Consider the following 25383-nt stretch of genomic DNA (forward strand, 5'->3'; position numbering starts at 1 on the left):
ATAGAAGTGATAGTTAGTCCGTATTTTGCGGTGGGAGAGTGACACTCCCAGCAGAAATGTAGGGCATCCTCTGACTAGAGAGTCGTGACCGCGGATTTTAATGCCCAGTCACCGGGTAACAGACGATATGGACGAGGCACCCGCTGTCGGAGAGCTGTCACCACCAGACCGGACGCTGATGGGCCCCGGCCCGAGCGACGTACACCCGCGCGTACTCAAGGCGATGAGTACGCCGCTGGTCGGCCACCTCGATCCCTCGTTCATCGAGATCATGGACGAGGTCCAGGACCTCCTCCGGTACACGTTCCGGACGGACAACAAGTGGACGATTCCAGTCTCCGGGACCGGGTCCGCGGCGATGGAGGCGGCCATCGGCAACGTCGTCGAACCGGGCGATACGATGCTTGTCCCGACGAACGGCTACTTCGGCGACCGGATGGCGAGCATGGCCGAGCGCGCGGGCGGCGAGGTCGTCACCGTCGACGCCCCCTGGGGCCAGCCGCTCGACCCGGCAGCGGTTGAAGCGGCATTCGACGACCACAGCCCGGACGTGTTCGGGTTCGTCCACGCCGAGACCAGTACCGGCGTCCTCCAGCCGTCGGTACCCGAACTCACAGACATCGCCCACGCAAACGACGCGCTGGTCATCGCCGACAGCGTGACCTCGCTTGGCGGCGTCGAACTCCGCGTGGACGAGTGGGGCATCGACGTGGCCTACTCCGGCCCGCAGAAATGCCTCTCCTGTCCGCCGGGCGCGAGCCCGCTCACGCTTAACGACGACGCGATGGACAAGGTCCTCTCCCGCGAGTCCGAGGCCCGCTCGTGGTATCTGGACATCTCGCTGCTGGAGGGGTACTGGGGCGATGAGCGCGCCTACCACCACACGGCCCCGATCACGAACGTCTACGCGCTCCGTGAAGCGCTTCGCCTCGTCGCCGAGGAAGGCATTGAAGAACGCTGGGACCGTCACCTGCGCGTCGCTGGCGCGCTGAAAGCCGGCGTCGAGGGCATGGGGCTGGAGATGAACGCCCCGGACGACTTCTGGCTCCCGAGCCTGAACACCGTCCGTGTGCCCGACGGCGTCGACGACGGCGCGGTCATCCAGTACCTGCTGGACGAGTACGACCTCGAAATCGCCAGCGGACTGGGCGCACTGGAAGGCGACATCTGGCGCATCGGCTGCATGGGCCATTCGGCCCGCCGGCAGAACGTCAGCTATCTGCTTGCAGCGCTGGGCAATGCGCTGGGTGAGCAGGGCGCGGCCGTAGACGTGGACGCGGGGCTAGCCGGCGATGAGCGAGCGCTTCTAACGCCACGTCAAACCGACACCCGCAGTTCGAGGCGAGATTCTGTCGGGTCTATCTTTACCACCTCGTGGCTCCCGATTTCTGCTTTGTTTCGAGACCTGTGGCGACTGCCTCAAGCACATCACAATAGTATGGTTCACGCTATCCGACCAAGCTGGTCACGCAGACTGGCTTTCTTACCCTGCGGGAATATATATCATGATTTAATTCACCTTAGCTAACATATCTATGTGTGATGTACAGTGTACTCATACCCGTCGACAGAGACGAAGCGCGCGCGTCGAATCAAGCGAGCTATGTTTCACGGCTCCCGGATGCCACTGAAACCGTCGAGGCAACAGTGCTCTACGTGGTTCCCCCGGATGAATTCGCCGACGCTGCTGAGGCGGAGTTCGATGACATAGACGCCGCCGTCCAGGCAGCCGACCAACTGGAAGCGGCCGGTATCTCCGTGACTCGGATGGTTGATGACGGCGGCGTCGCCCAACAGATCGTCCGTACCGCGACCGAACTGGACAGTGGTGAGATTGTCGTCGGCGGACGCAAGCGATCGGGCGTCTCGAAAGTCTTGCTCGGCAGTACTGCACAGGACGTGTTGCTCTCGGCCGAAAGCCCAGTCACAATCACGGGCGAGAGTGTCGTGCTCGGGGAGGGGATACGGCAGGTACTGGTCCCAGTCGATACGAGCGAAGAGCGAGCACGGAACCAGGCTAAATATCTTGCTTCTCTTCCCAACGCTCCCGATTCAGTCGAAGCAACGGTCCTCTTCGTGTTCCCACATCAGGATTACAAGGGCGCTCCATCTCACGACTTCGAAGAGGTCGACGCCGCTGTCACTGCTGCGGAGCACCTAGAAGCAGAAGGGATCCCCGTCGAACGGGTCGCCGTCGGCGGTGAAGTCGGACGGAAGATACTCGACGCCGCAACGGACCGCGATGCCGATAACATCGTCATGGGCGGACGCAAGCGGTCGGGGATCGCGAACGTCCTCCTCGGGAGCACCACGCAGGACATCATGCTCGCTGCCGAACGCCCGGTTACGCTCACCGGCTGATGACCTCTAGTCAGCCGGATGGTGCAGGGTCGAAAGGCAAGTCTGTCCTCGTTTGAACACTCTGAACGGCGCTCAAATCGGCTCGGTGAGTGTGCCTTCCGCTTACAGTCTCACTATGTTCGATGATTCGAGGAAAACCAAGTCCGCCCTCCCCGATTTGAACGGGGGACAAGTCGATCTACAGTCGACTGCTCTACCAGTCTGAGCTAAGGGCGGTCGACACCCGAAAATACCCCGCCGTCTGGACTTAAGGGTTGTTATTCGCAGAGGGTTCGGCGAACGGTCACACGACGCGAGGTGACACACTGGACCGTGTCAGACACGTCTGACCCGTTCTCCGATGCTCTGATAGACGGGTCAAACCAGTCTACGAACCGAATCCGAGCAAGAAGCTGTATCGCGTCATGCCGGTAGCTGACGGGCGTCAGACAGTGCGGGAAGATTAAAATACCATCATGTATAATACTCTCACCGAGTCCGATGAGTAAAATAACGTTCCGTGCTGACGATGACCTCATCGACCAACTCGAGGCGTTCGACGCCTCGAAGAGTGAGGTCATGCGCGAGGCGCTCCGGGAGTACCTCGGAGACGCGTCACCGTCAGCGTCGGACCTATCGTCGTCGTCGTCGGAGTCCGTAACCGACGCCGAGACGATCGACGAACTCATCGAAGAACGCGTCGACAGCATCATCGCCGACCGGCTGCAGACGCGACGCCAACCCTCGCAACCACAGGATGTCAACGTAAACATCTCGTTAGACGGCGTAAGCACAGGGGCAGCGGACGCCGAAACCGAACGACGGCGCACCGCTGACCGAGGAGCGAGCACCGAGGGCGAGCGGTCCCACGACGAAGTTCAAACGTCTGATACGAGCAGGCGTAAGACAGAAGCGGAAACACGAGACAGATCCGACACGGAGGAACGTAAGACGTGCGCGCAATGTGGTGAGAATATAGGTTCTGACCACGTTTACTGCCCGAACTGTGGTGAGAAGGCGTCCCGCCGGGTGTTCTGTGATTGCGGTGATGAGCTCCGGTCGGACTGGGGTTTCTGCCCGGGTTGTGGTAGACGAACGCCTGCGGCGGATGTACTTGACCAGACCTAAACTAGCGTTTGCACACGTTACACGCCCTCAAACGCCGTAAACGGGAAAGTGTATGACACTGCCCGTAAGTTTTAATACATCAGGGTCAGTGGTTTATTCTGCGTAAGACGGTCGTCTTACACAGCGATGAACGCGGGGGGATGCCGCCCTCGTACTGCGGTTTCGCTGTGTAAACACTCGTGCGGGTCGTAAACAGATCCCGTCCGGGCCGTCTTACCCAAGGGGAAACTACCAAACATGGAGCGTGTGACACTACGGATTCCGAAGCAGCAGATTGAAGAGGTCGAACAGATGGTCGAGACGGGCGAGTACCCCAATCGGAGCGAAGCGATTCGCTCGGCGGTTCGGGAAATGCTCGCCGAGGAAGGCTCCGAGCAAGCCTCCGAAAAGAAGCGGTCCTGGGCCAAGGTGTAACGATGCAGGATATCGTTAACGAGGCCCTCGAACGCGACGAGCAAGAAAAGAAGAAGATGTCCGACGAGGATGTCGACGGGTTCGGCGACCCGCGCATCGTCATCGTCGGCTGTGGTGGCGCCGGCAACAACACGGTCAACCGCCTGTACAACATCGGCGTCGAGGGCGCTGACACCGTGGCCATCAACACGGACAAACAGCACCTCAAGATGATCGAAGCCGACACGAAGATTCTGGTCGGCAAGTCCCTCACCAACGGCCTCGGTGCCGGCGGTGACCCGTCGATGGGCGAGCGCGCCACGGAGATGGCACAGGGGACTATCAAGGAAGTGCTGGGCGACGCTGACCTCGTGTTCGTCACCGCCGGCATGGGTGGCGGAACCGGAACGGGTGCCGCCCCCGTCGTCTCGAAGATCGCCAAGGAACAGGGCGCAATCGTCGTCGGCATGGTGTCGACACCGTTCAACGTCGAGCGGGCCCGCACGGTCAAGGCCGAGGAAGGGCTGGAGAAGCTCCGCAACGAAGCGGACTCCATCATCGTGCTGGACAACAACCGCCTGCTCGATTACGTCCCGAACCTCCCGATCGGCAAGGCGTTCTCCGTGATGGACCAGATCATCGCCGAGACCGTCAAAGGCATCTCGGAGACCATCACGCAGCCGAGCCTCATCAACCTCGACTACGCCGACATGACATCCATCATGAATCAGGGCGGCGTCGCGGTGATGCTGGTCGGCGAGACCCAGGACAAGAACAAGACCGAGGAGGTCGTCAAGGACGCGATGAACCATCCGCTGCTTGACGTGGACTACCGCGGCGCGAGCGGTGGTCTAGTCCACATCACCGGCGGCCCGGACCTCACGCTGAAGGAGGCCGAGGGCATCGCACAGAACATCACCGAGCGGCTCGAGGCCGACGCCAACGTCATCTGGGGCGCACGGATTCAGGAAGAGTACAAGGGCAAGGTGCGGGTCATGGCCATCATGACCGGCGTCCAGTCCGCGCAGGTACTCGGTCCGACGACCCAGAAGCAGGCCAACAAGTCCCGCGAGGCGATTCAGGAAGTCGGCGACGACACGTCCTTCGATGCGTCCGACAACGTCGAAAGCTTCGACAGTCCCGCTCCGAACAGCGGGAATCAGAGCAGCGGCGGTCGCACCACCGGCTACAGCGAGACTGACGGTGGGCAGGACCAGCGCGAGAAGAACAACGGACTCGACGTCATCCGGACCAACAAGTAACGTCGTTTCGTTTTCTGTTTTCGCTGTCGAACTCGATATCAGACGGCACCAGTTTCAACGTCACCGTCGACCTGTGAGCCGCTGTCGTCAGTCAGGAACTTCCGTTCCCAGTCCCCGGTTGGCTGGTCGATGTTATCGACGTATCGCAGCTTCCCGCTACTGTCTCCGATATAGACGAGTTCGTCAGCGCCGTCGTCGTCAACGTCCGCTGCGGCGACAGCGGACTGTTTCGCACTCGGTGCAGTGCCGCCTGTGACGTCCCCACTTTCGATTTTGGTGTCGCTACTGGCGTCGATCATGTGTATGTCGTTGCCGCCATCGACGACTGCGACACGGGTCCGGCCGTCGCTGTCGAAATCACCCAGCGTGCCGGCCCCCATACCAGTGCTCGCGCCGAGTGTCGGGCCGACCGGTGTCGGCGTTCCGCCCGGCGAGTCGTAGTACTGGAGTTGGGCGCTCGCGTCGGCGAAAATGAACTCGTCGTCGCTGTCTGCATCGATGTCACCGATACCGAGTACCGCCGTGCCGCCATCGCCGGGGTCGGCGATACGCGTGGCCGACCCGCCAGTAGGAGCACAGTAGATATCGTCGTCATCACCAGCGAAAAACACGCCCGTACAGCCGTCCCAGGTCCCGCTGGCGAGGCGAGTCTTGTCCGTATCGATACCAGCGCCGGTAGGAATACTGGTAGTGACAGTTTCGACAGTCCCGTCGGTCGCGACAATCTTGATTTCGCCGCCGCTTGTGGCATACGGAACCTCGATAGTGCCGTCGCTGTCGATATCCATTGCCGGACCGAGTGCCGTCGGCTCGGTCGGCGTCGCAAGCGTCGTCGTGTCTCCCGTGGTCCCGGCTATCTGTCTGACACCGCCGGGAGCCCCGGTAAACACCGTGCCGACCGCGAGGGTGTCCGCGGTAGTCGCCGGTCTAAATGTCGAGAGCACGTACGACGACGGTGCGCCGTCGCGCTCGGTCCAAACGACACGGACAGAGTCCGACCGGGCTTGCACGAGGACCGACTTCCCGGCCGTGAACGCTATGCCTGCGAGCGCGTCGGGGTCGGCTACGCCGCGCAGTGTGATCCGGTCGCCATCGATGGTGTCACCGGATTCGTGGACGAGGCGATACTCGCCCGGCGTGTCTGTCTGCTCCAGCGCGAGCGTAGCCTGTGGCGCTGGGTCCTGCAGCTCGGTGAGACCGAAGACGAACCCAGCTGACACGGCGGCCAGCAGAAGGACGATACCCATCAATAGCACCGTTCCGACGACCGGCGAGACAGCGCGTTCTGACAGAGAGTGAGACGCGACCCGACACATCCTGCTTTCCCTAGCAAACTCGATGAAAAAGGGCCTTTGCCCGATACCGGACGCCGTGTTCCGTTCAGACCGCTTCCAGCGCGTCCAGCAGATTGCACTTCCGGCAAAGGTCCCGCGCCGTCGGTGCGCCGCAGTTGTCGCACTCGCCGTAGTCGGTGTCGCTGTTCTCGCCGCCGTAGGTGTCGGCGGCCAGCGCCGCGAGCTTCTCGTAGCCGGCCATAATCGAGTGTCGGGTCCCGGGGTGGTTCTCCTCCAGTCCGAGCATGAGATCCTGTATCTCACCGCGGTAGGCCTCATCAGCGTGGGGGCATTCAGTGATGTGTGCCGGGAGGTCCTCGAAGCGAGCGTACAGCGCGACTTCTTTCTCTGGGATGTCACGGAGCGGCTTGGCCCGTGGGATGTGATGGTCTTGGGCCTCGCGCGTCTGGTCTGTCGGTGCGTCAGACGAGTCGAACGGCCCCAGCGACGCCTCGAAATGTTTGGCGATCTGTGAGATGTCGCCTTCGAGGAAGTTCATCAGCGCCGTCTCGGCCTCGTCGTCGAGGTTGTGACCGGTCAGGAGTTTATCGGCGTCGAGTTCCTCCGCGTACTTCGAGAGGAGGTCACGGCGGAACACACCACAGTAGGCGCAGGCGGCCATCCCTTCGGGGTCGTCCTCGACGACATCGTCCATCTGGACCCCGAACTCCTCGGCGTATGAGACGGTGACGTGTTCGATGCCGAGGTCATCGGTCAGTTCCTCGCAGGCCTCTAAGCTCGCGTCGCGGTAGCCCTCGATGCCCTCGTGGATAGAAAGCGCGACCAGTTCGATGCGGGGGTCTTCGGCGAACGTGTCGTGCAGAATCTGCGTAAGAACGACGCTGTCTTTGCCACCCGAGAGGCCGATGACCCACGTCTCGGGGTCCTCGACCGTGGCATCGTCGGACACGAGGCCGTCCTCGCGGATGCGACGGCGAACCCGTTTCGTGACCGCTCGGCAGAGATGAGACTCACAGAGGTGAAGCCCGGAATAGGCCGCGTGTAACACCGCATTCTCGCCGCATTTGTCGCACTCCATCGTGACGAGTAGTCGTGGCCGCAATGGTGAGAGGGTTTCGTCTCGGGTCCGACAGGACAGATCGCACCGAATCGGTCACAGCCACACCTCACAGCGCGTCGGGACCGTGCTGTAGTGTGTCGATGACTGTCTCAGTGGTGTCCTCGCGGCCGCTCGACGAGAACAGTTCGTGGCCGCCGTCGTACAGCCGGATACGGTCGGCCGGCAGACGCTCCCCGACGGCACGCGGGTCGACAACTGTGTCCGTAAGTGAGCAAAATGCCGCGGCAGTGTCCCGGGCCGGCGGCAGCGACCGCTGGGCCCGAAACACAGTCCGAAGGAAGGCGGGCGAAACCGACGACGGAGCCTCCGCGAGCTGCTGGGTCGTCGCCAAGTCGCCAATGGCGTCGGCATCCAAGGTATCGATAGGGATGAACGGTTTCGTAATCGGGAGCGATGCGATAGCGTCGAGCACCGGCCCCGGAACCGGAAAGTCACTGTCCCACCAGGGGCTCAGATACACTCGGTTGCCAATACCGTCGGCGTTGAGGTGGGCCGCTGTTAGCCCACCCGCGCTGTGCCCGAGCAGGTCGAACTCGCCGAGGTCGGCGGCATACTCCTGCACCGGACCGACCCACTCCCGCCGGTAGTCGGTGATGTGTGTCGGCAGTTCGACGGCGTGGACGCGGTACGCCGTGGCAAGCTGGTCGATGAGCCACTGGACGTTCCGGTGTCGACACCGGTTCCCCCAGCCAAGGACGAACAGGCAGTCCCGGGTCGCCCCCTCGTCGTACACGCGAATCTGCATACCCGACGTTCCCGCGGCGAGGACATAAGCCCGGGTGAACGCCTGACAGCCGCCCGTCGCGTTGTCGACGTGGAGAGCCCGTGCGCGCTCACGGCTGCCACGATAGCCACGCCCCGTGTGGCTCGTAGTCGACGAGGTGGGTCGCCTCGACGCCGTCACCACCCCAGCGCTTCCAGTCCAATTCCACCGACTCGCCGCCCGACAGGTCCCGCCGACCAGTGAGCCAGTGCAGCGGGCGCTCGGCCATTTGCTCTTCGAGCAAGGTCGTTAGCGACTCATTCAGTTCCGCCGGGACCTGATACAGCACGAGCGTGTTAACGACACAGACCGGGACGTCGGACGGAATCTCGTCGAGTACCGCCGGCAGGTCATCGAGCATATCGCCCTCGGTAAGCGCAGGTGGGTCGTCCCGTGCAACCGCCAGCGCACCGTCTAAAACGGCGCGCCGCTCCTCGTGTTCGGGCCAGACGAGTGCGCGGAGCCAGTCCCTGTCGGCCTTGTCGGTCACGTCAAGCGGATTCCGGTCGATACCGACCCTAGAGCGAATCGCGGGCGGCGCCTCCGGAAGCGGCGGGTCGCCACGCCGGACGCTGCTCTCGATGGTAAGCGGCGAGTCGCTGTTGCCGACCACGCGACCGTCGTAGTCGTAGCGGTAGTGGTCGAACAGCAGGTTCAGGCCGGCGCTCGGCCCGAGTTCCACCAGCGCGAGCGGCCCGTCGGCAGCGCGGGCTACCTGTGCGATAGCCGGGTAGAGGACCGCGCTGCGCCGCACTGCGTTCGTCTGCGTGCGCCGGGTCCGCAGGAGCGGCCGGATATCGTCGGCATGGTCGAGACAGAACTCGCGGAAGGCTGGAAAGCACTCATCGTCGGAGTCACGCGCCCTCCGGGTGATGCTCGGGTAGTACTCGGCCAGCCGATGGGCAGAGTTCCGGTCAAGCAGATAGTGGACCGCGGCAAGCAAGAGGTGTGGGGCCTGGCGGCCTTCGGGAACGGTCGCCGCGATGTCGAGGATATCGCTGTCTTCAGCCGCCTCACGGCAGAGATGGGCGTACAGCGGCGAGGAGTCGTCGGCCCATTCAGCCAGGTCCCGGAACTGCGCTCGGCGGTCAGACATATCAGCGGGGACACTGCACTGACAGATGAGTGTTTGGCTGCTGGGAGGTACTATTTTCACCGGCACACATGTAGACGAAGTAATGAGCTTGTGTCAGAAAAACGACTTCGGACGAGCAACAGCCCTCACCGCGGCTATCGAGTATGTGGTACAGGTGAGGAGTTGTGGGAACTGAGTCTGCAGACGTAGCCGTCATCGGGGGCGGTGTCGCCGGCATGAGCACGGCCGCACGATTGCAGGCGGACGGCTACTCGACGGTCGTCCTCGAACAGCACGACAGCGTCGGTGGCTGTGCGGGCTACTACGAACGAGCGGGGTTCCGGTTCGATGTCGGTGCGACGACACTCGTGGATTTCGTCCCGGAGGGTGTCGGCGGCCAGCTGTTGTCGGCTGTCGGCTTCGAACCTCCAGCAATGGCGATACAGGATGCCTACGACGTCTGGCTGCCGGACCGGACGGTAACGCTGTACCGCGATCAGACCGACTGGGACACCGAACGACGCACGAAACTCGGCGATGACAGGCGGCATCTGGCGTTCTACGACTTCATCGACGACCTCTCGGCGCGGCTCTGGCGACTCACCAGAACAGACGTCAAGATGCCGATACAGAGCGTCGACGACCTCGTTCGGAACGCCAGTGCGGTCGGCTTTCGGGACCTGCCGCTGATCAGATACCTCCGCTGGACGATGGCCGACGCGATGCGTGCCCACGGCGTGTACGACGACCGACCGCTCCGAGCAGTCGTCTCGATGCTCGTCGAGGATACGGTCCATGCCGCGCTCGACGACGCCCCGCTGTTGAACGCCGTCCTCGGGATGACGATCCATCGGACAGGACTGGGCCGAGCGACCGGCGGGATGTACGGCTTCTGGCAGTCCTTCGTCGACCAGTACACGGACATCGGCGGACGAGTCGAGACGGGCCGCACTGTCAGGTCGATAACCAGGACCGGCGGTAACTTCTGTATCGACTCGGCGGCTGGGCCGGTCCACGCAGACCAAGTCGTCAGCACTGTCCCAGTCCCTGTTACCAGAAGCCTCGCGCCAACGGTTGTCGGTGATAGACTCGACGAATACTGCTCGATGCTGCAAACCCACGAGGGGAGCGCACTCATGCTATTTCTCGGCGTCCCGGCAGCCGAGGTCGACGGCCGCGAGCGGACGCACCATCAGATTCTGCAGGCCTACGACGAACCGCTCGGCAACGGGAACAACATGTTCGTCTCCGTCTCCGCGCCGGGTGACGACGTGAGCGCACCGGCCGGCCACCGGGCAGTCATGCTGTCTACCCACTGTGCAGTCGAACCGTGGCAAGGCCTTGACGAGGCGACCTACGAGGAGGAGAAGGCAGCCGCCCGCGAGCGACTACTTGCAGGCGGCCAGACCGTCTATCCCGACCTCGGGACCAACCCGGTCGTCTCCGAGGTGGCGACGCCGGTCACCTACGAACAGTTCACGAACAGACCCCGCGGGGCTGTTGGGGGATACAGGCAGACGCCGGCAAACGCGAACCAGGGAGCCGTTCCACAGGACGTGGGCGTCGAGGGGTTCTACCTCGCCGGCGACACTACATGGCCGGGCCTTGGCACCGTCGCCTGTGTCAAAGGGAGCGAAATCGCGGCCGACCACATCCGGAGCTGACCACCACAGCGAGGCATAGATGTGCTACTACGACGTGGTGCGGGTGACGGGCGACGCGCAACGTAACCGGCACGGAGAGTCAGCGTTTAGGCCGCGCAACTGATAGAGCAGGTAATGAGTCTGGACCGTCCGGAGGCAGTCGAGCGGGTGGAAGAAATCGTCGCTACGGTCGAGGACGAGACGATGCCGGTCCCGGTCCGCGAGGTGTGGGTGTACGGCGACGTGGCGCTCGGGCTAGACCCGGTCGAGCGGCTGGACGTGTACGTCACCAAGGACATCCTGTTCAAGGACGCGCCGGAACGCGCCGAGGAGTTCCAGCGCAGTCACGGGGTCGACGGCGTCGGCAAGACCGTCCGGGCCGCGTGGGCCGACGAGCATCCCGAGTACATCCGCGCGAACGCTAACGGACATGCCGCCCCCGAGAAGTGCCTCGCCGCCCACCTCCTGAACGATGACGAGCCGGTCCATCTGGAAGTGTGTAACGCCTCCTTCGAGGACAACGTCACCCAGCGGCTCAAAGGCGCGAAGATGCGAAACGACTACGAACAGATTCTGGACCCCCGCGGGGCCTGCCTGTGGCTCGATGGTGAACGGTCGCCCGACGCGTTCCAGAAGCTCCGTGACAACGAGTTCGTCTTCCCCACGCTGACGCAGTCGCTGTCGATGCTCGGGATGGACGAGACGGAGGCCGGCGACGCCGCCGACGCGGTCAAAGAGTACCGGGCACAGCAGGAAGGAGCGACGGTTCGGGGCGATGTGGTGTAGGCGGTTACCGAACTGACTTTGACAGGCTGACTTACTGCAACCACGGCGCGTCGACCGTCGAGAACCGGTGTCCGCAGGCAGGACATTCGACGAGTCGCGAGCCGCCCTCACCGTCGTCGACCGCAGTGAACCGACGGCTCCAGGTCACGTGACGGCATTCCGGACAGCGGCGGACGAGCGGTGGTATCATGGGGAGGCGCGAATCGGTATGTATCGTCCGTAGCCGCTCGCCCTGCAAGGGTCTATCGACGGGCAACATCGCTCTAGGCGGGACATTGGGCGTGAACACAGTCATGACAACTACAACGCGGTTTTGAGCGTACAGAAGGGATACATCCGCGCCGATCGGAGCGTCTCGTATGAACCGAACGAGACGCAAGACACTGGGGCTGGTCGGCGGCTTCGCGGCGACTGTCCTCGGCGGCTGTCTCGCTCCTGGGGCTGGCGGCGATGGCTCGGGCGGAAGCGACGGCGGCGCGACGACGCCGACACACCCGACGCCGCGAAACGGAACCGACCGGGGCACGCCGACGGACACCGAGAACGAAACCCCGACCCAGACGCCGAGCGGACTCCCCGCGGGCGTCGATCGAGTCGACGCGCCGCCGTATGACATCGATGAGACCACGTGCTCGGGAGACGGGCAGAACGAGGACTACGACCCGCTGTACCTCTGTGCCAACATGCCGGCCGAGCCGTCGCTGGCGTTCGACCAGCGGGCGGCGCGGGGAACGGTGTTTCGCGAGGAAGGGCACCAGTTCTCGCCCGACGACGACAGCGGCGGAAACGGCGATCAGCTCTACGCGACGCTGCTGACCGGGCCCGACGATGTCGACCGACTCAACGACGACAGGGACGAGATTCACGCGTTCGTCTCGGAGACTGACTTCGAGCGCCGGGCCGTCCTTGTCGTCCAGACCGGCTGGGGATCGGGGTCGATACTGCCCCATCTGAAACGCATCGAGGCAACCGACAGCGGAATCCACGCCTTCGGCTGTTACACCCAGCCCTGCGTCTACACCGCCGACTACACCGCTCGAACGACGGTGGCACGGTTCGATCGTCCGGACACCCTCGACAGTGGCGTCGTCAGCCTGACCATCGACCCGGCAACGCGGTACAACGTGGCGACGGGCGAGGACGTGGTGACAATCGACCAGTCAAACTGACCCCCGTGTTCTTTGCGACCTGCCGGTGAAGCGACAGCTATGGCAGCCCTCCCAATTCGGACCCTGCACGTCCTCACGATGGCGGCCCTCGTCGGCGGCACGACCGTGCTCTGGTACAGCTATCGGAGCGGTGCTATCGACTCACTTGTGCCCGGTCGACAGTTCGAATGGCTGTTTTGGGGCGGCGTCGGCGTGCTCGTGCTCACCGGTGTCGGGAACCTCGGTGCGCTCGGGCCGCCGGGTCCCGGAACCGACTGGGGACGAACCCTGCTGGCGAAGCTGACCATTGTCGTTGTCCTCGTCGCCGGGTCGGCCGTCCGTACGCTACTCCTCGTTCAGGCCGGTGACCGGGTGAACACGTTCGACGACCTGCCCCCGACCATTCAGCGAACGCTCTCGCGGGCCTACGGCGCGACGGCAGCCATCCTCCTGGGCATCGTCGTCCTCGCGGAGGTCCTCGCGCATGGGTGAGAACCGGCGTGAGCGGGAAGATATGGCGGAACGAGCGAGTGAGACTGAGCCAGCGCGCGACGGCACACACCTTTCGGCGCGACCGGTGTCACTCGTGACGTGGACGCTCGCCTCGTTCGACACCGTCCTGTTCGTCCTGCTCGGCGTCCTCGCTGCCCACGCGAGCGGCAGTCTCGCCGACCTGCTCGCCGGGCTGAACACCCTCGTCGGCGTCGCCGTCTTCTGCTATCTCTGGGCGCTGTTCGTCTTGGCCGTTCGGTGGGTCCACAGCCGGGTGGCACTTGGGGATGTCCCGCTGCAAACCCTCGTCCTCCACGGAGTTGCGGCCGGGAGTGTCGCAGGCGTCGCGTTCCTGCTGGGACTGCTCGCGGTGGCACTCGTCCCAACAATACAGAGCGGCGGGGTCAGCCTCCAGACCGTGGTACTGGTCCTGCTCATCGGAGCCGGTGTCGCCGCTATCGTCGGCGGCGTCGTCGGCCTGCTCGCCAGCCTGCTGGACATCGCGGTCTACGGACTGGCGGGCTATCTGCTCCCCGAAGCCGGAAGCGAGCGAGTCACGGAACCTCGCCGACGGTGACGAAGAACGGCACCGTTTCGCGGCGTTCGTAGGCCTCGTCTTGCATCTGCTCGATCACGTCGCGGCCCATCGACCGCCAGCGCTCCCGGAGTGTGTCGTACTCGGCGGGCGTCGTCTCCCCGTTGAGAATCGTCTCGCGGTCGTGGGCCAGCCCTGTTCCGGTCGCTTTCCGTCGGGCCGCCTGCATCGCCGCGTCGTCGTATGGTGGTTCGATGCGCTGTTCCTGATCGTACTGTGTCGTCGAGACGACGGACAGCCCCGCGTCGTGGAACACGTCGGCGGCGTCACTGCCGAGGGTAACGTCCGTCCGCACGCCATCGAGAAAGAGCCGGCGAGCGCGGCGGGCCAGCATCGGCTCCGCGTCGACGGTCGATTCGACAGTGACGGCGGCGTTATTCGGCTCGATGGCGGCCACCCGGTCAGTAGCGACGCGGGCGAACTCCCGAACCGCGACCTCGGGCTCGGGAAGGTTGATGAGCAGCGCCTGACACACCACCAGGTCAAAGCTGTCGTCGGTAAAGGGGAGTCGCGTCGCGTCCCCGCAGACGGTCGGGTTGCCGGCGGCGGCCAGCAGGTCCGTATCGGCGTCGAGGCCGACAACCGTTCCGTCGGTCTCCTCGCGGAGGACGCGGGTCAGTTCACCGGTCCCACACCCCACGTCGAGGACGCGCTCACACTCGTCCAACTGCAGGTCCGAGAGCGCCACACGGGAGTCAGCCCACATCCCTCTGCGGGTGGTTTCGAGGTAGTCGGCGGAAAACCTGCGCACACTCGCCTGATGACCTGTCGTCCTGAAAAGTATCGCGGTCGGACCGCCACTCTACAGGGTGAAAGACTGTCCGTGAGCCCGTCGTCGTCTGAGTCCGGATCCCACTGGTCAGTCCCTGCATCGAGTTCACGCTCGGCCGACAGCCTCGTGTGAGCACTTTTATTGCGTGCTTCGGTTAATCCGGACTACTCTGCAAGTCTGTCAGCAACAGTACCTAGTTTCGCTGGTTGTGCATCTAGAACTAATTTTTTGAAGTCATTCAGGTATCCGGGGAAGTTCTGGCTCCTTGCATTTCCGATGACGAGCTTCCCGATATGTTTTTCAGACACAGTACGGCCGGGGTTGGCAATAAAACTATCACCCATGATCGGCCACGAGTTGTTTTGAAACCTCGATGTCTCATCGGGCGTTTGATCTTCTCTTCCTGTGATTTCTCTACTAATCACAGGGTTTCATAAAGCGGTTCACACACCTCAGTAGCTCTTGGAAAACCAGTGCCTGAGAAGTGGAGATTGTTGCCAATATTCAGAACCAGCAGCAGTCCTCTTCGGGATTTAATGTTAGCCGTTTATGTGTTAATTAAATAGACAGATTATATCATTACTCATTTCAGCAACTGGAGGAAGTGACGGCTCATCGCATTCCTATATTGATATATTCCGATCCACGTTTCCTGGTCACAGGGGGACCCCTCCGCAATGAACGTGAACAACGGCGGTATTTCCTCACACGACAATAGAACTGTTTGTGGGGAGCCATTTGGGGAGACGGTCCCGATATTTTCTTGGCAAACAACTGTCCCTGAGCGGGTATATCCGACAACGTTCTCCTCGCCGTCGGTCAGCCCCTCGCCATCCGTGTCAGGATCAGTCGGATCCGTCGTGAACGGTTCGATGGTCAACGGCAGTGACGACCGCGTGAAGCCGCCCGTTTCGGTCCCGTCAGGCAGGCCGTCGTCAGCTAGGTTTTTTGGGATTCACTCTGGTTCTACAGGTAGTTCTCCGCGGGCCGTCGCAGTTTCCTCTGCATACGTTCCGTCGCCTTGCCGTACGAAGTAGACCACATCTATCTGATTTATTTCCCAGAAATCCGGTGAGTCGATGATGATGTAGTTGGGTGATGGCGAGACTGTCAGTGAGACATCTCGCTGTCCGGTCAGCGTACCGACTGCCGTTTCGTTTAGCAGGTTGGCCTCCTCGGTGTAGAAGTAAAGGGTCACATTGTGGAATGGCCCACTACCGGTGGTATCGTGAATTGTCCCGTTCATCTGGAGTTGTTCGCCCGTCGTGTTCAGGTCACCACTGTAGGTGATTGCCGTTCCCGGGCCGGGTGTCAGACACCCGCTGAGACTGATAAGAATCAGCAACACCAAACAGAGAGAATAACGTCTAAATATCATGGTTGGTCGATTGTTGACAGCTCCTCGATACTAAAGACATAGTATGAATTCCCATTGTGACTGGCTAATGAATTTGAGTCCCACCCTCGACGCATGATGCTCCATCGGGTGGCACCGGATGTCTCATGTCTCTCAGAGTTCTGGTCACTTGAGGACCCACTGTAGACTTCGCCCAATGGTAACGCACCGGTGTCATCAAGCCGACCTACGTCGAAGGAGTGGCCAAGTTCGTGCATCTCCACAGAGCCAGCAAGCACCTCTGTTTTGCTGTTGTAGGGCGAATTGGTTACATCGCTTGCAGGCACAGCGTTTTCTTCCGTTGCCGACTCTGAAATAGATTCGGCATAGATGATATGGCCGTTTGCGGGTAGTTCCAAACTGGTTCCGATGGATTCGTCGGCGTTGAATCCCCACGGATTGCCTCCGATACCACTGGCGCGTTCCGAGGAGACGAGGAGATACAAGTGTTGATTCTCGTCATTACTCGACGCAAGCGCGTCCGTGAGGGTGACTACCGTATCATCGCGCTCAATATTGAGTGTGATGCCGTACAGCGCATAGTTTTCTTCGATGGCTGTAACCCAGTTTTCGTTATCGAGTCTGTTCTCTGGGAGCTCATCGACGTAGTCCGCCTCAACTCCAAAGGTCAGACTGGGTGGATTCCCGTCCGTCGGTGCGCTACCCCACTGACGTTCTCCAATATGAACGTTCGAGTGCTCTTTCACGCCATCAGTATCAATGTCAGCACCCCCTGCAGGGTAGTGTTTAGTTTGTAGCATTATGCCAGCAAGCGAAACTCTGCAACCAGTTTTCGGCCGTTTCCGGGTCGACGTGACTGAAGCAGTTCGAAAACGACGAGGTTCGACGCTTCAGTTCTCGAAAAATCCGTTCGACAGCGTTCCGATTTCCGTGGCGACACATCTGAAATCGGAGTCCAGTTCGTTGCAGTGCAGTTTGGAGGTGTTGAGCGCCATCGACGAGAAAGACAGCAGTTTCGACATCGTGTTTTTGCCGAAGTTCGCGTAGGAAAATTTCCGTGAGTGTGGTCGTAGTCGTCGCAAACAGCCGGACGTGAAGCAGTTCGTTCGATTGCGGATCGGCGGCGGCGTACAGCCAGAATTGCTGATCGTTGATCCGAATCACTGTTTCGTCGAGCGCAATCTGATTCGGAGATTTCCCAGAGTCGGGCTGTAGGTCGGCTTTTTGAACCCAATCGTGGACGGCTTTGCGACTGCGTTGGACACCCAGACAATCGAGTAATTCAACGGTATTCGATAGCGAGAGTCCCGCAACATGCGATTGAATACCCAACGCCATCGCTGGCTCGGGTGTCCGCTCGCGCTCCACAAAATCCAAATCAATCCAGTCTCTATGTCCGCTGAGGCGGCTGATTTCTGGCATAGGCACCAAGAAATCTGTCCGCCTCGCTTTTCACGCTTAACTAAACACGACCTGTGCCAGATGACGTTGGTCTACCCTGCCAGGGGCACCTATATCCACGATTGACTCTGCATAGACGTACATTCCACGCAACGGGAGCTGGACAGGTATATAGGATTCTGTGGTGGCGTAGGCGTTAAACCCGGTTCCAGGGAAGATGCTTTCTGTGGTCACTGCCATGTACTGATCGGCATCGGTAGATATCGACCGCGGTGCACTGTTTGCGATGGGATCAGATAGTCGTTCGTCGCGAACGATATCAATGTCTATCCCATAGAGAGCGTAGTTGTCTTGGATACCACGTTCCCAGCCCGAGCTATTTAGGCGCTGGTTCGGCAATCCTGCCACGAAGTCGGTCTCAATGGATAGGTCAACTGTCTCACTCTGTGTGGTTGGGTCTGTGTCCCATTGTAATTCCCCGACCTGAAGATTGGAACGTTCCACACGTCCATCGTTGTCATAATCGACAGTTGCCGCTGTAACGCTATCTGGAACATCTTTCACTTGCCACCGTTCGTGAACACCAGCCTGTTCAGCAACGATTTCACGTCCCTCGATACCATCACCACTTTGCAGATTCTCACGATACAGCACCACGTTGTCAGTGTGCCCAACGTCGTAGACGCCGATCCAGCCGTCCCAGTAGCCGTCACCGTCGGTATCTGGGTCCGTTGGGTCTGTTTTGTAGACCGAGCCGGACGAACCGTCCTGCACTCCATCGATCTCCTGCCCATCAGTGAGTCCATCATCGTCGGTGTCAGGGTCCCAGGGATCAGTCTCAGAGCCCAGGGCCGGATCTGCATCTGGTTGCCGATGATCCGGATTCGCCGTGCGGATCTCTTTCTTGTTCGAAATCCAGTAATCCGTCTGCGGGTTGCCATCCAGCCCTCTGAAGACGAACTGATCCAGCCCGCGTTGGTCGGTCGTTACGAAGTCGAATGAATCGCTTGCGTCCGTGAACTCCGGATCCGAGAGGTCGTCCACGCCCTGCATGCGATCAGTGTCCAGTCCCATCTGGTTCTGCAGGTTCGTTCGTGGGTAGGACCCTCTGCCATCGAACACCTGCTCGAACGTCTCTGACCGCTCGGCAGTAATGTTGTACGTTCGCTCCGCGCTCGGATCGGTGTGCGTGAGATTCTTCTCTTCGGGGTCAGTCAGACCGTCGTCATCCGAGTCCCACGACATCGGGTCCGACGTCACACGGATGGAATCCGACTGTGCTTCACACCCATCGTCTGTTTCACAGGCGTAGTCGTACCGGTACACCTCGCCGCTCTTGTTGACCGTCTGGATAGTCCAGCCGCCCTTCTCAAGTGAGTCAGCCAGCCCATCGCCGTCAGTGTCAGCGTTCCCCTGAGCAGGGTTGCTCGTCCAGCGGTATCCGGTCACCAGCGATTGCTCGTTCGGTGGCTCGTTCTCAATAGTCTCGGACATGTCGACTTCCTCGCCATCGGGAATGCCGTCACCATCCGTGTCTGCATCGTTCGGGTCAAGTGTCACCGTCGGTCCGTTGGCCAGCGGAATGCCGGTCACCTCGCGGAAGTCCGAGATGCCGTCCTCGTCTGAGTCCACGCGGACAGTCTCGTTCGACGGGGAGACGAACCGCACGTTGTGAGCGCGAATCCACGAGTAGTCCCCACCGGTGTGGCGAGCGTCGGCCCGTAGCGTCACCGTCACGTCTTCCCCAGCATGTTCGGAGATGTTCACCCGCCGCACCGCGTTCTCCGTCTGCCAGCCGCTGCTGTAGTCGTTTTCCAGACGGTAGATATCGGTCTTGCCGTCTTCATCTGTCACAGCCAGGGTCGCCGCCGCGTGAGACCACGCGCTCTGGATGTGGGCGGTCACGTTCGCGATGACGTACACTTGCGGGTTGTCCGGCAGCGTGATCGACCGTGACAGGGTCCGTTCTCGGTTGGTCCGTTCACCAACACGAATCGCGTCACGGTCCGCCTCGATTTCACACGCCCCATTGGCCGGCTCATCGCTGTAGCCTCCGTCACGCGATTCGACGTCGCAGGTCCAGTTACTCTCTGCAATCGAGTCCGGCATGTTCTCGAAGGTCCACGACTCGATCTCACCGACCTTCGAACGGTCCGGACTCTTGGAGATGATGTCGTTGCGTTCGGTGAGATACTCATTCCAGGCGTCGGTATCGAAGACGGTGTACGTCGAGAAGTGTGTCGTGTTGGCCGTCACCGTATTCGAGGTAGTGTCGACCGACGACGGCACGTGCTCGTACCGGTTCGCCGATTCGTTGAACCAGTAGATGGAGGCGTTTGACTCCGCGCCCGACATCCGAGATTCGTTGTACTCGATGGAGATTTCTGCCTGTGTGAAGTTTGCGTCGGACTCGAACTCAATGAATGGAGCAGCAGTTCCATTGGGCGCATAGTCATCCTGGTAGCGAACGTTGACCGGTTCCGCCACCGTCGTCTCCGCACTCACGTTCCCAGCACCAGTGATGTTTACTGACGCGCCGAGGCTCTCGTTCCGAGCGGTCGTAGTGTATGTCTCGTTCCCATCCGTGATGCCGTCGCCATCGGTGTCAGGGTCCAGCGGATCCGTGTTGAAGGGAGCCGTTTTTTCGTCGCCATCGGATAGCCCGTCGTCGTCTGTGTCAGGAGAGAGCGGATCGGTGCCCACGTCGAGTTCCGCAGGGTCAGTGAGGCCATCGTTGTCCACGTCAGCGTACAGCGGATGGGTTCCGGCAGACAGTTCCGCTTCGTGTGTCAAGCCGTCGTCGTCCGGGTCTGCACGGTTGTCAGTGACCCCGTCGCCGTCAGCGTCCCTCTCGAGAGGGTCCGTCTTCGTGAGGCGGCGTTCGTCGCTGTCGGTGAGATTGTCCCCGTCCGTGTCGGCGGTGAGGGGATCTGTGCCGTATTCGAGTTCAGCGAGCGTACGCAGGTCGTCACCGTCGAAGTCCTCCCACCCGTCAGGAATGCCGTTCTGGCTTTCGTCAGCCCCGGTTGCCGTGGCGTTACTGTCAGGGTCTAATGGGTCGGTCCCGAGCACATCGGTTTCGTAGTTATCACGCAAGCCGTCTCCGTCTAATAGTAGTGTCGCAGTCGCTGTCTCACTTTCTGTGACCGACTGTGAATTACCCTTGGAGGCTCCCTGGGACTGCTTATTCGTGCCGTAACCCTTCGCTTTGCCGTTACCGTTCTGCTTCCGCTTCTTTTGTTTGCCTTTCGCCTTGTGCTTGCCCTTCGCTTTGCCCTGCTTCTGGCCGTTGGCCTTCTGTTTCTCTTGACTTTTCATCCCGCTGCTTGAGGCCGCTGTATCATCGGTTCCCTGTTCTGAGTCAGACGCTGCAGTGGTGCCTCGCTTGGACACTACAACGGTAATGTTGGCCGTTCGCTCGGTCAACCGGACGGGGGCCTGCATCGTTAGATTCTGGTTTGGACCGCTTCCGAAGGTACTGACCGCCTGCGAATGCTGCTTCGTTCCGTCAACGTAGACTGTGACGTTCTCAAGGTGCCACGGACGACTGTCGCTGACAGTGACCGTAACCGTTCTGTTCGTCGTCGTGGTTCCGTTCCGAACTGGATCCGACCGTGGTCCGACTGTCACCGTCGTCGCTGTCTCCGCATCGAGTCTCCCTAGTGCCTTCTGAGATTGAGTCCATGAGTTCCGTAGCGAGCGAACTGCTTTGGCGCGGTGCTTGATTGCACGAGCCCCTGTTGTGTCATCGGCTTTCCGGAACTGATTCTGGGCTCGCTGGTAGTGTCGCTCGGCGTTACTGATGTGTGCCTCCGCACTGTTTGCTGTCCCCGGTGACTCGGTCTCAGTCTGATTCAGGACAGTCCGGGCGTCCGCAAGCGACTGGAACGCCGTTTTGTTATCGGCTGCAACGACGAGTTCGCTAATCCGGACTGCGTGGGCGCTATCGTTCGTCTTTCCGTACTTCGACAGCCCCTGAAGCGCCTGTGCATCTGCGGTGTATAACTCTTTCGACGAAACGCGGTTCGGACCAACGTAGTGTTGGCCAGTCCGGTTAAGCCGGGAATAGGCTCGATTTTGCGCTGATTCGTACGTGCTTCCTGACGTGCTCAGATTGCGTGTATGCAACACCGCCGCGCTCTTTAGTGCAACCGCCGGGGCTGCAGAACTGTCCTGGATGTACTCCGGAGACGTATTCTCTGTCACCGGTTCGTTGCCGGCAGTGGACAGTGCAGATTCCTGTGTCACACCAACTGCCGTCGTAGGTATTGTAGCCGTCACTATCAACAATGCTGCCACCACAGCACCAACCCGCCCCAAACATTCCATAGTTTAGACTGTTAAATTTATTATATAGTTCTTACGGATATGCTTCTGTTCATAATATAACAGCAGCTGATATGTCGCAAATAAGCTGTGCTGGATCTGTGCCTGCGACGAGTAGGGCCTCACAAATGGCCGTATCCACTCGTCCGTGGGTAACACTCACAGTAAGACGACCTGCCCGTGATTTCCGAGTAAGTCTAGTCATCGAACCAGCGGTAACCGCCGAAAACGCTGCTCTTCAGCGGTGCGTACTGCCTGGTTTCACACAGGACGGCGACTCACCCGACTGAATCAGTCGAAATTACTGCCTAGCGGGTATGAGACGTTGTCTATGACACGTCGCTCTCTACATCTCCAAAAAGTGCCTTCGAGCGAATGTATCTCCAGTCCAGGCAGAGAACCGCTACTCGCCGCGGAGTTCCTTGACGCGCTTGATGTTCCAGGCGAAGCTCTTGCCGTCCTCGGTCGGCGTCTCAAGCACCAGCGGCACGTCGCGGATGGCGTCGTGGTTGACGAACGCGCGCATCCCGTCCTCGCCGATGTGGCCCTCACCGATATGGGCGTGTTCGTCCTTGTTCGTCCCGCACTCGTGTTTGGAGTCGTTGAGATGAACACAGGCGAGATCCTCGAATCCGACGACCTCGTCGAACTCCGCGAGCGTCTCGTCGACGGCCTCGGGCGTCGAAAGGTCGTAGCCCGCAGCGAACATGTGGGCCGTGTCGAGACAGAACTCGATGTCCTGGTCCGTGTGCTCTCGGACCGTCGCCAGGTGCTCGAACTGGCCGCCAAGTTTCGTCCCGCTGCCGGCGTCGGACTCGACCAGCACGGTGACGCCCTCAGGGATATCGAGGTCGTCCAGCACGCTCGCGGCGTTGTCAAGCCCGCCATCGACGCCCGCGCCGGTGTGGGCGCCGAGGTGGACGTTGACGTACTCGATTCCCAGCTTCGCGGCGGCGTCGACCTCCTTTTGCATAGAGTCCAGTGACTTCTCGCGGAGGTCGTCTTTGGGCGTACAGAGATTGACCAGATACGACGAGTGGATGACCCACGGGCCGACGCCGTGGTCGACTGTGAGGTCGCGGAACTGTTCGGCCTCGTCGTCGTCGATGTTCGGGTCCTGCCAGACCTGCGGCGAGTGCGAGAAGATCTGCCCGCAGTTGCCGCTGTACTCGACCTGTTCCTCGACAGCGTTGTAGACGCCGCCGGCGATAGAGGTGTGTGCCCCGACTCGTACCATGCACACCGGTCGGTGACGCCCGACAAAAGAGGTTCCGGAGTCAGAGCCACTCACGAGCGGGCGGAATCACGCCGAGACTCGACGCAACGAGGTAGACGCCAAAGAGGATGAAAACGGCGGAAACGAGCAACGAAATCAGTGTCACATCTGCAAGCAGTGCGGACGCGCCGGTGGCAATCAGGACGATTCCGATGCCGACCAGCATGAGCGTCCCGAGCGCGCCGAGCACCGCGTCCTCAGCTGCGACACGAACAATCGCGTACAGTTCTTCCTCAGAAAGCGCTGCAACGGTGCCGTCGGTTGCCGGAGGGTCGGTGGAGGTGTCGACAGGGTCGTCATCAGCGGGGGACGAGACCATGCCATCGCTTGGCCGGGGTGCCACAAAACGGTGACGTAGGTCTGTTGTCATAACCGGCGGACAGTCCACTCTCGTAGCCTCGTCATCGCAGATGTGAGATCGGCATTGACGCGACTATAAATACTTGTCAATAGCTAACTACAGAGAGAAATTGATTTCGAAGGACCAGTAATCGACTTATGTCGATACTCCTAGTTTAGTAATAGACAGATGACCGAATCACAGCCCGCAGTTGCGGACACACGCGAGTTCGAGTTCGTCTTGCAGTTCGACGCAGGAGCTGATAAGCTGATGGACGTGTTTCGGCAACACGAGAGCCTCTCTGTGTGGTCCTCGGCCATCTTCGTCGGTGACGACCATATGTGGCGGCTGGACCACGCGAAAGGGACACCCGAGGCCCTAGATGCGTTCGACGAGGTCTTTCTGGACGAAGACCGCTGTAACGAGTGTTTCGACGTCGTGAGCTGTGAGACGACACGGACTTACCACGTACTGGACCGCGGAGAATCGTCACGGACAGTGTACACGTTGCGTCGCGAACTCAGCGGCTGTCAGTCGCTGCCGAGTTTCCTACACCGGCACGTCAGCGAAGGCACTATCTTCGAATCCCGACGGACGGGCGATGAGTACCGCTGGCGCGTTCTCTATCCAGGGTCCAACCCAATCGGCGAGGTGTACGACAAAATCGAATCGAGCCTCCGCGATGGCGTCACGCTCTCAGTGTCTCACATCACCAGTGCCGGAAACTGGAAGGCGACCGAACGGGTCGCGACGAACTTCTCGCCCCAGCAGTGGCGGGTGCTGAAGGCCGCCGTGACCCACGGCTACTACGAGCGACCGCGGGAAGTCTCAGTCAAGGACCTCGCATCGATACTGGACGAGCCACGGTCGACCGTGCAGTATCAGCTCCGGACTGCCGAGGACCGCATCGTCTCGCAGTTTGTCGAAGAAACACTCTGAAGGCCGATATTTCAGGTTAGTACGCGGTTCGTGGCGGCCCGGCACGCCCGTCATCGCAGGACTGTGCCGCCAGCGTCAGGGCAACCGTCGAATCCACTCGTCTGCGTCATATTTCCCTTTTGCGTGCTCGCGTGCGCGTGCGAGCTCGTCGTCCGTCCACGATCCCGCCGACGCGTCGACCCACTCGGCCAGTGTCGAGCGGAGCGTCTCGACAGCCTCGGCGCGGTCGATATCGGTGTATTCGTCTATCGCACCGACGCGCTCAGTGAATCGCTCCGAGTCGGGGTCGGCAGTGAAACAGCCGCAATGGCGGTCAGGCCGTAGCGAGACAGACAGGGAGCCGTGCTGGATAACGGCGTTCTTCTGGCGGTACTGCGCGTTCCCACTGAGTTTGCGACCATCGGGACCGACGATATCGTGGGCCGGGTGGAGTTGCCGCAGGTAACAGGCCGGCTGATGGACCGCCGACCGCTCGTCGTCAGCGAAGGAGGCGTCGACGCCCATACGCTCGAACGCGTCAAGGACGGGCTCACAGAACTGCTCGTAACACTCCATCAGATCACCCGGAACGGCGTCAGCCGGCGCGATGATGCCGTACGAGATGTCCGCCACGCTGTCATGGTAGATTGCGCCGCCGCCAGTGGGTCGCCGTGTTACCCCAACGTCCTCGCGCTCGCAGAACGCCCAGTCGATCGTGTCCGGGTCCTGTCCGTAGCCCAGTGACAGCGTATCGGGCCAAGTGTACACCCGCACCGTTGCCGGACCGCCCGCGGCGACGGTTTCGGCAGCGGCCGCTTCCAGTGCCATCGTCATCGGTCCGGGTCGTGTTTCCTCGCCGATGACGCGCCAATCCAGGTCGGCCAGTGACATACCCGGGCTTCGTGACGCGATGCGATATGAATTGTGGGCTAGCAGTCGCTGGCCTGACCGAC

24 protein-coding genes, 1 tRNA gene and 1 pseudogene are annotated in these 25383 nt (G+C 61.0%); 11 read left to right on the top strand and 15 right to left on the bottom strand.

Going from position 1 to position 25383, the window contains the following annotated elements; all coding sequences use genetic code 11:
* Nucleotides 1–127: 127 nt before the first annotated feature.
* Nucleotides 128–1310 (top strand): annotated as a pseudogene (locus ACODNH_RS07370) (pyridoxal-phosphate-dependent aminotransferase family protein).
* Between the two features lie 232 nt (nt 1311–1542).
* The gene (locus tag ACODNH_RS07375) at nt 1543–2361 is read left to right on the top strand and encodes a universal stress protein (protein WP_306710444.1); all 819 of its coding nucleotides are present in this window, start codon (nt 1543–1545) and stop codon (nt 2359–2361) included.
* A 142-nt stretch (nt 2362–2503) separates the two neighbouring features.
* Here ACODNH_RS07375 and ACODNH_RS07380 read toward each other — a convergent pair.
* Nucleotides 2504–2577 (bottom strand) — tRNA-Tyr (locus tag ACODNH_RS07380).
* A 264-nt stretch (nt 2578–2841) separates the two neighbouring features.
* Here ACODNH_RS07380 and ACODNH_RS07385 point away from each other — a divergent pair.
* The 3 genes from ACODNH_RS07385 to ftsZ all read left to right on the top strand — a co-directional run bounded on the left by ACODNH_RS07385 (nt 2842) and on the right by ftsZ (nt 5123).
* Nucleotides 2842–3468 carry a double zinc ribbon domain-containing protein gene (locus ACODNH_RS07385; RefSeq protein WP_306708821.1) on the top strand — a complete coding sequence of 209 codons (627 nt, stop codon included), beginning with the start codon at nt 2842–2844 and terminating at the stop codon, nt 3466–3468.
* Nucleotides 3469–3705: 237 nt separating this feature from the next.
* Nucleotides 3706–3882 carry a ribbon-helix-helix domain-containing protein gene (locus tag ACODNH_RS07390; protein WP_004515010.1) on the top strand — a complete coding sequence of 59 codons (177 nt, stop codon included), beginning with the start codon at nt 3706–3708 and terminating at the stop codon, nt 3880–3882.
* A gap of 2 nt (nt 3883–3884) precedes the next feature.
* The gene (gene ftsZ, locus ACODNH_RS07395) at nt 3885–5123 is read left to right on the top strand and encodes a cell division protein FtsZ (protein ID WP_306708828.1); all 1239 of its coding nucleotides are present in this window, start codon (nt 3885–3887) and stop codon (nt 5121–5123) included.
* A gap of 38 nt (nt 5124–5161) precedes the next feature.
* On the opposite strand, the gene ACODNH_RS07400 is transcribed toward ftsZ, so the two are convergent.
* From ACODNH_RS07400 to ACODNH_RS07415, 4 genes are all read right to left on the bottom strand, one after another.
* A complete protein-coding gene (locus ACODNH_RS07400; protein ID WP_306708830.1) occupies nt 5162–6439 on the bottom strand; it encodes a type IV pilin N-terminal domain-containing protein in 1278 nt (425 codons plus the stop codon).
* Between the two features lie 64 nt (nt 6440–6503).
* Nucleotides 6504–7496: a tRNA 2-thiolation protein NcsA gene (ncsA, locus tag ACODNH_RS07405; RefSeq protein WP_306708832.1), complete on the bottom strand. Its 993-nt coding sequence runs from the start codon at nt 7494–7496 to the stop codon at nt 6504–6506.
* Between the two features lie 88 nt (nt 7497–7584).
* Nucleotides 7585–8283: an alpha/beta hydrolase gene (locus tag ACODNH_RS07410; RefSeq protein WP_306708834.1), complete on the bottom strand. Its 699-nt coding sequence runs from the start codon at nt 8281–8283 to the stop codon at nt 7585–7587.
* An 88-nt stretch (nt 8284–8371) separates the two neighbouring features.
* Nucleotides 8372–9397: a DUF2332 domain-containing protein gene (locus ACODNH_RS07415; RefSeq protein WP_306708836.1), complete on the bottom strand. Its 1026-nt coding sequence runs from the start codon at nt 9395–9397 to the stop codon at nt 8372–8374.
* A gap of 164 nt (nt 9398–9561) precedes the next feature.
* Between ACODNH_RS07415 and ACODNH_RS07420 the strand changes: the two genes are divergently transcribed.
* Entirely contained in the window at nt 9562–11040 is a 1479-nt protein-coding gene (locus tag ACODNH_RS07420; RefSeq protein WP_306708838.1) for a phytoene desaturase family protein, read from the top strand.
* 114 nt (nt 11041–11154) lie between these two features.
* A complete protein-coding gene (locus ACODNH_RS07425) occupies nt 11155–11805 on the top strand; it encodes a DUF7095 family protein (RefSeq protein WP_004591112.1) in 651 nt (216 codons plus the stop codon).
* 31 nt (nt 11806–11836) lie between these two features.
* Here the strand turns inward: ACODNH_RS07425 and ACODNH_RS07430 are convergent, their stop codons facing one another.
* Nucleotides 11837–12064, bottom strand: coding sequence for a hypothetical protein (locus ACODNH_RS07430; RefSeq protein ID WP_306708841.1), 228 nt, complete (start codon nt 12062–12064; stop codon nt 11837–11839).
* A gap of 100 nt (nt 12065–12164) precedes the next feature.
* On the opposite strand from ACODNH_RS07430, the gene ACODNH_RS07435 reads away from it, so the two are divergent.
* From ACODNH_RS07435 to ACODNH_RS07445, 3 genes are read left to right on the top strand one after another with little or no spacing between them, the layout of a single operon-like run.
* A complete protein-coding gene (locus tag ACODNH_RS07435) occupies nt 12165–12974 on the top strand; it encodes a hypothetical protein (RefSeq protein ID WP_434531202.1) in 810 nt (269 codons plus the stop codon).
* Between the two features lie 39 nt (nt 12975–13013).
* Complete coding sequence (locus ACODNH_RS07440; protein WP_434531203.1) at nt 13014–13445, top strand: CopD family protein; 432 nt, start codon at nt 13014–13016, stop codon at nt 13443–13445.
* A complete protein-coding gene (locus tag ACODNH_RS07445) occupies nt 13438–14022 on the top strand; it encodes a hypothetical protein (protein ID WP_434531204.1) in 585 nt (194 codons plus the stop codon). The genes ACODNH_RS07440 and ACODNH_RS07445 overlap by 8 nt, the downstream gene beginning before the upstream one ends.
* Here ACODNH_RS07445 and ACODNH_RS07450 read toward each other — a convergent pair.
* From ACODNH_RS07450 to ACODNH_RS07485, 8 genes are all read right to left on the bottom strand, one after another.
* On the bottom strand, nt 14000–14746 hold the full coding sequence (locus ACODNH_RS07450; RefSeq protein ID WP_306710446.1) for a class I SAM-dependent methyltransferase: 747 nt from the start codon (nt 14744–14746) through the stop codon (nt 14000–14002). The genes ACODNH_RS07445 and ACODNH_RS07450 overlap by 23 nt on opposite strands.
* Nucleotides 14747–14976: 230 nt before the next feature.
* Complete coding sequence (locus ACODNH_RS07455; protein ID WP_306708849.1) at nt 14977–15156, bottom strand: hypothetical protein; 180 nt, start codon at nt 15154–15156, stop codon at nt 14977–14979.
* A 611-nt stretch (nt 15157–15767) separates the two neighbouring features.
* Entirely contained in the window at nt 15768–16160 is a 393-nt protein-coding gene (locus tag ACODNH_RS07460; protein WP_434531205.1) for a hypothetical protein, read from the bottom strand.
* Between the two features lie 26 nt (nt 16161–16186).
* Nucleotides 16187–16969, bottom strand: a complete 783-nt coding sequence (locus tag ACODNH_RS07465) for a hypothetical protein (protein ID WP_434531206.1) — start codon at nt 16967–16969, stop codon at nt 16187–16189.
* A complete protein-coding gene (locus ACODNH_RS07470; RefSeq protein ID WP_434530967.1) occupies nt 16956–17591 on the bottom strand; it encodes an IS6 family transposase in 636 nt (211 codons plus the stop codon). Before ACODNH_RS07470 ends, ACODNH_RS07465 begins: the two co-directional genes overlap by 14 nt.
* 36 nt (nt 17592–17627) lie before the next feature.
* The gene (locus ACODNH_RS07475) at nt 17628–21818 is read right to left on the bottom strand and encodes a hypothetical protein (protein ID WP_434531207.1); all 4191 of its coding nucleotides are present in this window, start codon (nt 21816–21818) and stop codon (nt 17628–17630) included.
* A gap of 481 nt (nt 21819–22299) precedes the next feature.
* Nucleotides 22300–23133 (bottom strand): deoxyribonuclease IV, encoded by an 834-nt coding sequence (locus ACODNH_RS07480; RefSeq protein WP_434531208.1) that lies wholly within the window; start codon nt 23131–23133, stop codon nt 22300–22302.
* A gap of 40 nt (nt 23134–23173) precedes the next feature.
* Nucleotides 23174–23491, bottom strand: coding sequence for a hypothetical protein (locus ACODNH_RS07485; RefSeq protein WP_306708861.1), 318 nt, complete (start codon nt 23489–23491; stop codon nt 23174–23176).
* Nucleotides 23492–23701: 210 nt separating this feature from the next.
* Between ACODNH_RS07485 and ACODNH_RS07490 the strand changes: the two genes are divergently transcribed.
* Nucleotides 23702–24451 (top strand): helix-turn-helix domain-containing protein, encoded by a 750-nt coding sequence (locus tag ACODNH_RS07490; protein WP_306708863.1) that lies wholly within the window; start codon nt 23702–23704, stop codon nt 24449–24451.
* Nucleotides 24452–24526: 75 nt separating this feature from the next.
* Here the strand turns inward: ACODNH_RS07490 and ACODNH_RS07495 are convergent, their stop codons facing one another.
* Nucleotides 24527–25321 carry a lipoate--protein ligase family protein gene (locus ACODNH_RS07495; protein WP_434531209.1) on the bottom strand — a complete coding sequence of 265 codons (795 nt, stop codon included), beginning with the start codon at nt 25319–25321 and terminating at the stop codon, nt 24527–24529.
* Nucleotides 25322–25383 lie beyond the last annotated feature (62 nt).

The organism is Haloarcula sp. NS06 (assembly GCF_051122755.1).
Taxonomy (GTDB): domain Archaea; phylum Halobacteriota; class Halobacteria; order Halobacteriales; family Haloarculaceae; genus Haloarcula.

Coding starts and splice junctions, on each gene's coding strand:
- ACODNH_RS07385 (WP_306708821.1), top strand. CDS start 2,842: ATGAGTAAAATAACGTTCCGTGCTGACGATGACCTCATCGACCAACTC.
- ACODNH_RS07375 (WP_306710444.1), top strand. CDS start 1,543: ATGTACAGTGTACTCATACCCGTCGACAGAGACGAAGCGCGCGCGTCG.
- ACODNH_RS07485 (WP_306708861.1), bottom strand. CDS start 23,491: ATGGTCTCGTCCCCCGCTGATGACGACCCTGTCGACACCTCCACCGAC.
- ACODNH_RS07430 (WP_306708841.1), bottom strand. CDS start 12,064: ATGTTGCCCGTCGATAGACCCTTGCAGGGCGAGCGGCTACGGACGATA.
- ACODNH_RS07465 (WP_434531206.1), bottom strand. CDS start 16,969: ATGCTACAAACTAAACACTACCCTGCAGGGGGTGCTGACATTGATACT.
- ncsA (WP_306708832.1), bottom strand. CDS start 7,496: ATGGAGTGCGACAAATGCGGCGAGAATGCGGTGTTACACGCGGCCTAT.
- ftsZ (WP_306708828.1), top strand. CDS start 3,885: ATGCAGGATATCGTTAACGAGGCCCTCGAACGCGACGAGCAAGAAAAG.
- ACODNH_RS07410 (WP_306708834.1), bottom strand. CDS start 8,283: ATGCAGATTCGCGTGTACGACGAGGGGGCGACCCGGGACTGCCTGTTC.
- ACODNH_RS07415 (WP_306708836.1), bottom strand. CDS start 9,397: ATGTCTGACCGCCGAGCGCAGTTCCGGGACCTGGCTGAATGGGCCGAC.
- ACODNH_RS07445 (WP_434531204.1), top strand. CDS start 13,438: ATGGGTGAGAACCGGCGTGAGCGGGAAGATATGGCGGAACGAGCGAGT.
- ACODNH_RS07450 (WP_306710446.1), bottom strand. CDS start 14,746: ATGTGGGCTGACTCCCGTGTGGCGCTCTCGGACCTGCAGTTGGACGAG.
- ACODNH_RS07400 (WP_306708830.1), bottom strand. CDS start 6,439: ATGTGTCGGGTCGCGTCTCACTCTCTGTCAGAACGCGCTGTCTCGCCG.
- ACODNH_RS07455 (WP_306708849.1), bottom strand. CDS start 15,156: ATGGGTGATAGTTTTATTGCCAACCCCGGCCGTACTGTGTCTGAAAAA.
- ACODNH_RS07495 (WP_434531209.1), bottom strand. CDS start 25,321: ATGTCACTGGCCGACCTGGATTGGCGCGTCATCGGCGAGGAAACACGA.
- ACODNH_RS07435 (WP_434531202.1), top strand. CDS start 12,165: ATGAACCGAACGAGACGCAAGACACTGGGGCTGGTCGGCGGCTTCGCG.
- ACODNH_RS07490 (WP_306708863.1), top strand. CDS start 23,702: ATGACCGAATCACAGCCCGCAGTTGCGGACACACGCGAGTTCGAGTTC.
- ACODNH_RS07480 (WP_434531208.1), bottom strand. CDS start 23,133: ATGGTACGAGTCGGGGCACACACCTCTATCGCCGGCGGCGTCTACAAC.
- ACODNH_RS07390 (WP_004515010.1), top strand. CDS start 3,706: ATGGAGCGTGTGACACTACGGATTCCGAAGCAGCAGATTGAAGAGGTC.
- ACODNH_RS07470 (WP_434530967.1), bottom strand. CDS start 17,591: ATGCCAGAAATCAGCCGCCTCAGCGGACATAGAGACTGGATTGATTTG.
- ACODNH_RS07425 (WP_004591112.1), top strand. CDS start 11,155: ATGAGTCTGGACCGTCCGGAGGCAGTCGAGCGGGTGGAAGAAATCGTC.
- ACODNH_RS07440 (WP_434531203.1), top strand. CDS start 13,014: ATGGCAGCCCTCCCAATTCGGACCCTGCACGTCCTCACGATGGCGGCC.